At 45.3% G+C, this 10,918-nt stretch carries 8 protein-coding genes; all 8 read left to right on the top strand.

The window, feature by feature from the left end:
* Positions 1 to 2,322 (top strand): GumC family protein (locus tag FVR03_RS10535; RefSeq protein ID WP_369410452.1); only part of this gene is annotated, 2,322 nt, incomplete at its 5' end.
* 434 nt (positions 2,323 to 2,756) lie between these two features.
* Positions 2,757 to 3,833 (top strand): NAD-dependent epimerase, encoded by a 1,077-nt coding sequence (locus FVR03_RS10530; protein ID WP_147921710.1) that lies wholly within the window; start codon positions 2,757 to 2,759, stop codon positions 3,831 to 3,833.
* Between the two features lie 138 nt (positions 3,834 to 3,971).
* The gene (locus tag FVR03_RS10525) at positions 3,972 to 4,856 is read left to right on the top strand and encodes a hypothetical protein (protein WP_147921709.1); all 885 of its coding nucleotides are present in this window, start codon (positions 3,972 to 3,974) and stop codon (positions 4,854 to 4,856) included.
* A gap of 48 nt (positions 4,857 to 4,904) precedes the next feature.
* Entirely contained in the window at positions 4,905 to 6,179 is a 1,275-nt protein-coding gene (locus FVR03_RS10520) for a nucleoside/nucleotide kinase family protein (RefSeq protein WP_147921708.1), read from the top strand.
* A 14-nt stretch (positions 6,180 to 6,193) separates the two neighbouring features.
* Positions 6,194 to 7,648, top strand: a complete 1,455-nt coding sequence (locus FVR03_RS10515; RefSeq protein ID WP_147921707.1) for a lipopolysaccharide biosynthesis protein — start codon at positions 6,194 to 6,196, stop codon at positions 7,646 to 7,648.
* On the top strand, positions 7,645 to 8,421 hold the full coding sequence (locus FVR03_RS10510) for a phosphotransferase (protein ID WP_147921706.1): 777 nt from the start codon (positions 7,645 to 7,647) through the stop codon (positions 8,419 to 8,421). The genes FVR03_RS10515 and FVR03_RS10510 overlap by 4 nt, the downstream gene beginning before the upstream one ends.
* Positions 8,408 to 9,352 carry a glycosyltransferase family 2 protein gene (locus tag FVR03_RS10505; RefSeq protein ID WP_147921705.1) on the top strand — a complete coding sequence of 315 codons (945 nt, stop codon included), beginning with the start codon at positions 8,408 to 8,410 and terminating at the stop codon, positions 9,350 to 9,352. Before FVR03_RS10510 ends, FVR03_RS10505 begins: the two co-directional genes overlap by 14 nt.
* 208 nt (positions 9,353 to 9,560) lie before the next feature.
* Positions 9,561 to 10,856, top strand: coding sequence for an O-antigen ligase family protein (locus FVR03_RS10500; RefSeq protein ID WP_147921704.1), 1,296 nt, complete (start codon positions 9,561 to 9,563; stop codon positions 10,854 to 10,856).
* Positions 10,857 to 10,918: the final 62 nt, after the last annotated feature.

The following is a 10,918-nucleotide window of genomic DNA, read 5'->3' as shown; positions in this document are numbered from 1 at the left end:
TCAAAAGACAAATCTACCACCGAGAACAGCCTGTTCCTGGACCTGGTATACAAATTTACTCCTTACTGGCCCCTGTTCCTTACCCTGCTGGTTATTTCCTGTATGGCGGGCTGGGCATACCTCAACTACTACGCTACGCCAGTTTACGAAGCCTCTGCCTCTCTGCTCATAAAGGATGAGAAGAAAGGTGTGAACGACTCTAAAATGACAGAATCAATAGATGCCTTTATTACCAGCAAAATTGTGGAGAACGAAATAAACGTTATTCACTCGCGCACGCTCATGAAGCAGGTGGTAAACAAACTGAGCCTCTATGCTCCAATTTATGAGGAGGGGAAGTTTAAATCGACGAATGCCTACACCAGCTCGCCCATCAGAATTAAGCTCAAGAACCCCGAAGATATTAAGCAGACCGTGCAGGTTTACTTTACCTACAACAACAAAACAAAGAAAGTAAAATTTGACGGCATGAAATACCCGCTAAACGAGTGGGTAGATACGCCTTATGGCGAAATGAAATTCTCGAAAAACAAGAACATGCTTTTTGCAGCAACAAACCCACTATATTTCACGCTCCAGGACCCTCGCAAGGTAACAGACCAGCTGGTTGCCAAACTCACCATTGTACCGTCCGGAAAGCTGTCTACAGTAGTAGATATAAGGCTGCGGGATGAGGTGCCAGAAAGAAGCGAAGATATACTTAACTACTTGATTAACAGCTATAATGACATGGCTGTTCTGGATCGGAACGAACTTGCCGCTAATACTCTCGACTTTGTGGAGAGCAGAATACAGTTGGTAGAGAAAGAACTCAAAGACCTGGAAAATGAAGTAGTGCATTACAAGGCGACAAACGGGGCCGTAGACCTGAATGAACAAGGCAAACTGTACCTGCGCAACATCGGAGACAACGACCGCCGCATCTCTGAAATCAGCAACCACTTATCGGTACTTGACCAAATAGAAAAATTTGTTGTATCCAGAAATTCCTCTACCGGCAGTATCCCCTCCACACTGGGCATCAACGATCCGATCCTGTCAGACCTTTTGCAAAAGCTCCAGAACCTGGAAATCCAGTATCAGAAACTTAAAAATACAACAGCAGAGAACAACCCTATTCTGATTTCTTTGGCTGAGGAGATTGGTAAAGTGAAGCCAGGCATTATCGAAAACATCCGGACACAGCGTGTAAACCTGAAAACCAGCTTATCGAACCTGATGGCTTCTAACGGCATGTATAATTCTGCCATTCAGTCTATTCCGCATAAAGAAAAAGAATTGCTTGACATCACACGCCAGCAGGCCATTAAAAACGACGCTTACAGCTTTTTGCTACAAAAAAGAGAAGAAACAGTTCTGGCCTATGCCCCAACTGCCGGCAGCAGCAGTATAGTAGACCTGGCAGAGGCTTCGTTATGGCCGGTTAGCCCAAAACCTCTTTATGTTTATTTAACAGCCATTTTTGTAGCCTTAGCCATGAGCATCGGCTTTGTAATGGGCAAAGAGATGATGAACAGCAAAGTACTGTTCCGTTCCGAAATAAAGGAGTGTACCAATGCTCCTATTGTGGCAGAGTTATCGAATGTGAAATTTAAAAAAGATGAGTTCTTCAAAGTTTCCAAAGAGCCGGTGGTAGTAGAGCAGTTTCGCCAGATGCGAGCCACTATGGGCTTATATGGTCGCAACTTTGTTAAAAAGAAGATCATGGTCACCTCCAGCATTCCAGGAGAAGGCAAAAGCTTTGTTAGCGCTAACCTGAGCTTGAGTCTGGCGGCATCAGGCAAGAAAGTGGTGCTGCTCGATTTCGACATGCGCAATCCTAATACTTCGCTGCTGTTCAATGTCTTTAAACAAGACGGGCTGATTGAGTTCCTGGACGGCTCCATCAGATCGAAAGACATGATAATAAGTACTGACATCCCGAACCTGTTCGTGGTGTCTGCAGGTGTCAATATAGGCGACCACACAGAGGTTTTGCTTAACGGAAAAGTTGATGAGCTTTTTGCTTACCTGGAAACCGAGTTTGATTATATCATTATTGACACACCACCTGTCGACCTTGTATCAGATGCCTACCTGCTATCGGAATACTGCGACATTACACTGCTTGTGATCAGACATGCCTTTACGCCCAAGAGCCTGGTACAACGTTTTACGCAGAACAACAAGCTCGAATCGCTTAAAAATGCAGCCATTGTGTTTAACGGTGTAAAACCCAGAGGCTTTATTAAAGGCCAATATGGCTACGGCTACGGCTATGGTTTCGATAACAAGTACGGCAACAAAGTGTATGCAGCCAAAGGCGCTACCGCAAAAGCGTAAGCCAGTACCGGCATGTGGGCCGCATCTGGAATTCTGACCCTGCCTAAGCAGTAGGCATCAGCCATACAGGCAATTTATAGAGCAGGCACACTTAGCTGAGCAATACTGACTATAGGTTATAACCTGGTTACCACAGTAACTACGGCTGGCGTAGCCATACCCGGAGAACAGCAGCTAAATACTGAGCCTGTAACCTGGCAACGGCGGCAAGCTAGATAGTTTTTCAATAAGTTCAGGCTTTAAGTTGGCTATAAACATGCTTGTCCTGAGCAGCGTGTTTATAGCCAAAGCAATAAAAACAAAAGTATCTTTTAGAGGAATAACACCTCCGAAAGTGGCCCTCCCTCCGCTTGGCACTTTTTACAGGCCAAGTCAGCAGAATCTCCTGAAAGCATTAACCCTACACGTACCCTTACTTACTATAAGCACACCAGATGAAAGTATTAGTTACAGGAACAGCAGGCTTTATCGGATCTTATTTGGCAAAAGCTCTCCTCTGCCGCGGAGATGAAGTTGTAGGAATAGACAACATAAACGATTACTATGACATTAACCTGAAATACGCAAGGCTAGCCGAAAGCGGTATTTTAGAGGAACTGGTAAACTGGCATACAGAAGTACAAAGCTTAAAATACCCTGGCTACAGGTTTATCAGAATGAACCTCGAAGACAAGAAAGAGCTCCTGGCACTTTGCATGCGCGAGCAGTTCGATGTAATTGTGCATTTAGCGGCACAGGCTGGTGTGCGCTATTCTATTACAAACCCCGACGCCTATGCTCAGTCTAACCTATTAAGCTTTCTGAACATATTGGAGGCAAGCCGGCACAACCAGATCAAGCACCTGGTTTATGCCAGTTCATCGAGTGTGTATGGCCTCAACGAAACCATGCCTTTTTCTGTGAAAGACAGTGTAGATCACCCGGTATCGTTGTATGCAGCCAGCAAAAAAGCGAATGAACTGATGGCGCACACCTATAGTCACCTTTACAGAATTCCTACTTCCGGACTACGCTTTTTCACTGTTTATGGTCCATGGGGTCGACCAGATATGGCTTACTTCCTGTTTGCCGATGCTATTTTTAATAATAAGCCTATTAAGGTGTTTAACAATGGCAAAATGAAGCGTGACTTTACTTACATAGATGATATTGTAACCGGTATTGTTAACGTAATGGATAAACCTGCTGAACCCTGCGCCAACTGGAACCCTAAACAACCGGATCCCTCGCGCTCCACTGCCCCTTACTGCATCTACAATATAGGCAACAACAACCCGGTACAGCTAATGAGCTTTATTCAGGAGATCGAGAAATGTATGGGTAAAAAGGCGGTTCTTGAAATGCAGGGCATACAGGCAGGCGATGTAACCGCTACCTGGGCTAATGTTGACGACCTGATGCATAACTTTAACTATAAGCCGAGTACCTCCATCAAGACCGGGCTCAGCAATTTTACAGAGTGGTACAAAGAGTACTACGGAGTAGAAAAGCTTGTTGCCCTTACTGCCTGAAAGAGCAGGTTACATGTTCATCAGTCACGCTTACTCTCCATTGGCGTAGTACCTGGCACTTGCTGCAGTAACCTAATTTGCTATAGATACTAACATGCATTACGCAACAGCAAACCCCAGACAAACTTAAATATTGACATGAGAAAATCGATCAATCAGTTTCTTCGTGCTTACAGGTTAAAACTGGTTCCTATAAAGGAAGACTTTGAACCTATACATTTAGACAAAACCGTTACCAACCCGGCTTGCCTTAATTACCTGGGCAACAAGCAGCCGGTTGTAATGGAGGCTTCACTTGATTTAGGGAGAGCTTTACCGCTGTTCTCATTTACAAAGCAAAGCCGGCACCCCTATGTTATGGCCATACAACAAGCCTTAAAATCCGATTCGCCCCGAAATAAAATCAAAGCTACTTTAAACAGCTACTATAAAAGTTTTCAGCCTGAAACAGCAGCAGAATTAGTAGGCCTAGACAGCACACACACCCTACATAAAGAACCCTACTGGGCTATAGTTTTACCCTGGAACAACGATTCGGCAGACCAGATGAAAGCCCGGATACAAAAATCGGTGGCCTGGGAAAACAAAACGAACGGAGCCTCCCTGGGTATAGCAGATGGCTGGGCCTGGGCTGGGCCTGTATCGGATTACAAGCTGGAGGTGGAAACAGACCGGCTGTTCAACATATTTGAATCGGTGCGCAAGAACGGCTACAAACGGAACGACAGCGCAGATGGTGATATACAGGCCTATGTACTGATGGCTGAGAACGGTGAATGGGTATGGCAGGCCCAGGTTGGCCTGCACAGAGCCTCTACAGTGGCTGGTCTGGCATACAAACAAATTCCCATTCGAATAAGCAAAATTATTTACAGGGCAGAAGCAGACTTCTGGCCTAATGTTATGTCTGGCTTGTACTCTAAAGAAGATGCCCTTAAGATTTTCGATATGATCTTTTATGGCCAGTACCCGGCAGAGGCTGCCAACTGGTCAGAGAAAATGAAACTAGATTGTGCCATTTAAGCAAAGCTGCTACAACGCCCTATACATGCTGCCATTACCCGGAAGAATATGTTAAGAAACAGTACATCAGAAGAGACACAGGAGCGAATGAACGAAGGTTTAGTTACTTTGTTTCAGGCGCTGAACAGGAACGCTGTCAACTATTTTCTTCTGACAGACTTTGAAAGCGATTTGGTGTCTAACGACATCGATCTGTTTGTGCACCCCGGTCATAAGCAACTATTTGAGGAGACCTTGCTGGCCTGTGGCTGGTATAAGCGCAAAGAGCCAACACACCACTACAACCATTACTTCTACTACCTGCCAAACTCCGACCTGTACCTGGATGTAAAGTATGCGCTGTCTTTTGCCAACGGGCCCGACAAATGCTTTAGCTATAACAGGCAGGAAGAGGCTATGCAAGACACTATCTTAAACAGCAAAGGCATCAGAAGACCAAAAGGTATACATGCCGTGGTGCTATATGCTGCGCACCTGGGCTATAAAGAGCGCGGAAAACTAGAGCACAAACACAAGCACTACCTCAGTTCCTTTATTAGCCTGTATGATGCCGAACTGGAAAAAGCAAGCGCTCCGGTTGTGCAAGCATTGCGCACCTGGCTGGAGCTTTCTTTTCCGCACAACATACAAAAACTGCAGAATATTCTGGAGCCTCACTTCCGGTACGAGCAGAAAAAAATGGTGCGGAACAAAAGACATCTGAAATATGGGTATGGTTTAAAAGTTCTTTTTCTGGGAACCGATGGTTCCGGTAAAACCACTTTAATTAAAGCCGTAGACGACAAGCTAAACCTGAAAACAAACAAACTATACCTGGGCATGGGCGATACCGGCTGGACCTCCTCTTTCAGTAAAAAGCTTTACAACCACAAGTTTAAAATAAAATTGGTCGATAAATTTTTTAGTGTGTTAAAGACTTTTCTGGTGTTGCCTGCAGAGCTTTGCCTGCGCATGCTCCCGGTTAAGCTGCGGTCTAAATATGCCGTGGTGCTCATCGATCGATTTCCGGGTTCTGTCTTCCTCGATAAGAAATTCGGCAAAAAAACTATTTACGAGTCTATTCTGCCCCAACCCGACCTCATCTTTTTTCTGTATGCCGACCCGGAAACACTGGTACAAAGAAAGCCGGATGAAATTACGCTGGAAAAAAGCACCGCCGACATCGCCAAGTTCAGACAGGTCGCTGAAGTAGTTTCGAAAGGGAATTACATCGGTATCGATACTTCTAAGCTATCTGTAAACGAGGCAAGAGATTTTATTATTTCAGAAATATTCAAGCACAGTAAAGTGTATACCAATTTGCTTACCGCAAAATTTAATTAAGAAGAAATTTCGTAATGGCAGTAGCTAGTGTAAAATCGAAGGTAATATCGGGGCTGAAGTGGAACACGATTAGTGTGGCGGCAACGCGCAGCACTGACTTTGTGGTGCAGATTATTCTGGCGCGCCTGCTTATTCCGGATGCTTTTGGTGTGGTGGGCATGGCCATGGTTATTATCGGCTTTTTGCAGGTAGTATCAGATATGGGGTTGTTCAATGCCCTGGTTCAAAAAAAAGAGGACGAGTTTACAAATACCCGCTACTCCAGCGCCTTCTGGTTTTTGCTGCTTCTGGCTAGTGCTTTTATTCTTTGCTTTTTCCTGTTTGTATCGCCGCTGGGAGCCTCGTTCTACAAAGAGCCGCGCCTGCTACCGATACTCAATGCTTTAAGCTTTTACCTTTTCTTAAACATATTAACCATTATTCCGCGGGTTATTCTCACAAAACACCTCGATTTCAAAAGCCTGGTTCAAACCACCATTCTCGGAACTGCCATAGGTTCCTCTACGGCCATTATCATGGCTTTTCTGGGGTTTGGGGTTTGGAGCCTTGTCGTAAAATATATTGTTACGGCTAGTGTTTTGTTCTGCTCCTACTGGCTCAGAGTCGGTTGGAGACCAACTTTTGTTTTTGATAAAACCTTACTTACCAGCCTGGCTGGTTACAGCATCTATACACAGGTAAACAGCATTCTGTACTTCTTCAGGAGCCATGTAGACTATCTGGTTATCGGTAAGCTGGTAAGCGCGCATGCCCTGGGGGTATATACGCTGGCTTTTACCCTTTCGGAGGTACTGAGGGCTCAGCTCTACTCCATTCTGAACAAAGTGTTTTTTCCGGTGTACAGCAAACTGCAAGACGACCTGGAGAAAATAAAAGAGTACTATCTTAAAATTATGCGCTTTACGGCCATTATTACTTTCCCTATCTCGATCCTTTTTATTGGCCTGGCCGAAGAAATAATGCTGGTGGTATTCGGAGAGAAATGGTTAGAAGCGGCTCCACCACTGCGCATTTTATCGGTGGCTTCCATGATCTTCGCTATTTCAGGCACACCGGCCGAGGTGCTCAAAGGTATTGGTAAACCAAATGTGAGTTTTACCCTGAACCTGTGTAATACTTTTTTGGTAGCACTGCCGCTCATCTATTTCGGGCTGAAGTATTTTGGACTTGTGGGTGTTGGCTATGCAGTGTGTATACACTATACTACCTCGCGGCTGTTTTTTCATTACTACATGAAAAAGTACATCCACATTACCGACCAGGATGTGTACCGGGCGCTCAGGAAACCTGTGTTTGCGGCCCTGGTTATGCTCAGCATCATTTATGCGCTTACGCTGCTGCCAATACCAGTGCTGGCCAAGCTCATTGTGGCAGGCGCAACAGGATCTCTGGCTTACGGGCTGTTTTTTATAGCTGATTTAAAACAAGCTCTGGCTTTCATAAAGAACAAGAAGAAAAAAACATCATGAACCAGCTCCTGAAATCGACCTACAAGCTTATGCAGCAGCGAACTTTTATTTTCCATCTGGGAAGTAAAACCTATAAGTTTTTTTCTCCTAAAAAAATAAACTACAGGCATGCGGAGCTACAGGGCAACAAAGCGGCCTTGCAGACAGACTTCTGGGCGGAGCATGTGCTGGAGGTGAGCCCTTACCCTTTGGGCCTGACAATGGCCACCGGCAAACCTGTTTCCGGTCAAATGCCGGAGAGTGCGGAGCAGTTTATAAACCGTAAACTACACCAGGCGATCTCTTACCCACACCATGTCATAACAGAGGCTTTTAACCTCGAAAAGATGCGGCAACTAATTGCCTTTGGCCTTGAGGCAGACCTGCTAAGTTATGCCGAAACAATCTTAAAAAACATTCGGCTGCCTATAACCAGTGCGCACGGCGATTTGCACCCCGGCAACATGCTTTGCCTCGGCAATAAGCTAATGATTATAGATTGGAGCATGTTCTCGGCTAAGGGTTCTTTTATAACAGATTATATACATTATTATAATTACAGCACCGCTCTGCAACACAAGGAAAGCTGGTCGAAGGCTATTCTGCGAGAAGCCACTTATTTAAGCGACCTCTCCGCTACTCTTAGCCTGCCTGTACCACAACTGCGCCTGCTCTATTGCCTGAGCCGGATTTCGGGAGAAGTGAGCCAACGGAAAAGCGCCGGCGAAGTGTTACCCAGGCAAATAAAGAAATATAACGTTGTACTAAAGCAAGTGTTAAATGAGCTCTCTTAATCCTGCCTTCAGCGTTATTATTCCGCTCTACAACAAGGAGCTGCACATTGCAAAAACCCTCGACTCGGTGCTGGTACAAACCTGGAGTGGGTTCGAAGTTGTTGTTGTAGACGATGGCTCCACAGACGGCAGCCTGCGGCTTGTACAAAATTATGCGGCCACCGATGCGCGCATAAAAGTGTACAGCAAGCCAAACGGAGGTGTATCGTCTGCACGGAACTATGGTATCGGCAAAGCCCAAAACGAATATATTGCCTTTCTGGATGCCGATGATTTCTGGGAGAAGAACTACCTGGAAGAGATGAACCGCCTGATTGCCCGCTACCCCGACTGCGGCATGTACGGCTGCGCCTATAAGGCTGTGAAACGGAACAAAACCATTTACAATTGCCAGCATGTGCCCGAGGGTATTATAGAAGACTATTTTCAGGTTATCTTAAAAGACAGAATTTCCTGGACCTCTGCCACCATTGTCAGAAAAGATATTTTTGCAAAAGCAGGTATGTTTCCGGTAGGCATGATCGGGGGCGAAGATTACTTTATGTGGGCCAAGGTAGCGAAAGACTATAAAATGGCCTTTACACCCCAGGTGCTATCGTCTTACAACATGGTATTCAGCAACTCGCTTGGCCGAATCGGGCACCATGACTCCTGCCAGGAATCGTGGTACGAACTCTACCGCAGCAACGATTTTTATCTGAACGAATTTATTGCTAAAAAGGCTATCGAAAACGGCATCAGGCACGCCTGGGGGAGCCATAAGGCCAAAAGCACCGAAATAGAAAAACAATTTAAGTATACGCAGCTTTTTAAGCGCAACTGGAAGAAGCTCTATTACTTAAACCGGCTACCACGGCCCCTGGTTAACCTGCTGCTGCTCTACAAAAAAATGCAGACATACTACTACCTAAACTTCAGCCGCAACTTTTAACCCCTCAATACCCTTGACCAAAAAATGCCCGAAAAGCTTTTGAAGAGGGTTTTTATTGAAATAATTTCTGGTTGTTGATTGTTGGTCGCTGATTGTTGAATGGTTTAATTGTTAAATGGTTGATTTGGAGATTTGAAAATTTTGAATGAATGAGTGGAAGGATGAGTGAATCATTTTTTAACTCCTAACTCTTAACGAGAGAACGCCTATGCTTTTATTTATTCTTGCCTTACTCCTGGCAGTCGCTTTTTTTTACGACATAAAGCACAAGTTTATATACGCCCTGGTCATCTTCTTCGTCTTGTTCGATATGGTTGATGGGTTTTATAAAGACGATAAAATTTATGCGGCCATTCGCTATTTCGTGCCCCTGAGCATGATTCTGGTGTATGTGTTCCGGTTTAAGCCCTTTAAAAAATCAGACTCTGTTTTTCTGATGCTCGTGGTGTACCTGCTGCTGCTCTGGATCTACAACGCCGGCGACATTATTATCTCATCCAGGTACCTGCTCGGCCTGATTACGGCCCTGCTCATGATTCCGGTTGGGCGGTATATTGGCGAGCGATACGATTTTATAAGCGAGTTTGAACCTTACAACCGGTTCCTGCTCATTTGTATTCCGGTGTATGTGGTGCTGGCAAATAAGTTTAACATCGGGCAATCGTACACCGAGGCCTTTACTACTGGCTTCCTTATAACCTCCCGCATGTACATAGTGCCGATTGTGGTGTTTCTGGCCATACATTATGCTGTTTCGAACAAAGACAAAAGCATACTGCTCAAACTAAACGACCTGGCTTTTATCTTACTCAACGTGTGTATTTTGCTGATTAACACGCGGCGCACCGCGTTAGGGATGCTGGCAGGAGCCATTATTATTTATGCCCTGCTCAACCGGCAGCTGCTGTTTAAAATGGTGCTCTTCCTGTTCCTGGTTACCGCCGCGCTTATTTTTAGCTATCCGCTCTACGAAGACCGGCTCACGACGCAGCTCGAAAGGCGGGAACGCATCCAGAACATAGAAACCTACGAAGAAGAAGGCCGTTACCTCGAAACACTCTATATTATTCAGTACCACCAAAGCAAAGACAACATTCCTGAATTTCTGTTCGGGGTGAAGCTATTCGACACCCATGAGTTTGGCCGCAAATACTTCGGTACCGACCGCCCTATTCATAGCGACCTGAATATGCTTTTCTATAGCACGGGCGTGGTTGGGTTGCTGCTCTTTTTCATATTTTTTGTTCATTATTTTCTTCTGGGCAATACAGCCATTTCAGATAAAAACAAGAAACTCTATTACCCGCTGCTGGTCATGTTCCTGATTATTTTGTTGCCAGGCAGGTTTATCGGCACCACCACCTTTGCCCCGTTCCTGATGCTACTGCTGGCAACACTTAAACACGGGGAAGATGCTGAGGAAGAGCAGGAGGAGGAGCCGCTGAAACAGGAAGCAGATAAGAACACTCCAGAATTCGAAAGAAAGACCATGATCAGTTCCTAACCCTCAGTAAGCCCTACCACCAACTTTCTCGGCCCGCCCTGCCAGAGGAGTTTTACTTTAAA

The sequence above is a fragment of the Pontibacter qinzhouensis genome, assembly GCF_008017455.1.
In the GTDB taxonomy this organism is placed as follows: domain Bacteria; phylum Bacteroidota; class Bacteroidia; order Cytophagales; family Hymenobacteraceae; genus Pontibacter; species Pontibacter qinzhouensis.
The sequence above is the reverse complement of the archived record's forward strand: the minus strand, read 5'-3'. Positions and strand labels throughout refer to the sequence as shown.

Bases quoted from the DNA above. Each gene is read 5' to 3' on its own strand.
- FVR03_RS10530 (WP_147921710.1), top strand. From the start codon at position 2,757: ATGAAAGTATTAGTTACAGGAACAGCAGGCTTTATCGGATCTTATTTG.
- FVR03_RS10525 (WP_147921709.1), top strand. From the start codon at position 3,972: ATGAGAAAATCGATCAATCAGTTTCTTCGTGCTTACAGGTTAAAACTG.
- FVR03_RS10520 (WP_147921708.1), top strand. From the start codon at position 4,905: ATGTTAAGAAACAGTACATCAGAAGAGACACAGGAGCGAATGAACGAA.
- FVR03_RS10515 (WP_147921707.1), top strand. From the start codon at position 6,194: ATGGCAGTAGCTAGTGTAAAATCGAAGGTAATATCGGGGCTGAAGTGG.
- FVR03_RS10510 (WP_147921706.1), top strand. From the start codon at position 7,645: ATGAACCAGCTCCTGAAATCGACCTACAAGCTTATGCAGCAGCGAACT.
- FVR03_RS10505 (WP_147921705.1), top strand. From the start codon at position 8,408: ATGAGCTCTCTTAATCCTGCCTTCAGCGTTATTATTCCGCTCTACAAC.
- FVR03_RS10500 (WP_147921704.1), top strand. From the start codon at position 9,561: ATGCTTTTATTTATTCTTGCCTTACTCCTGGCAGTCGCTTTTTTTTAC.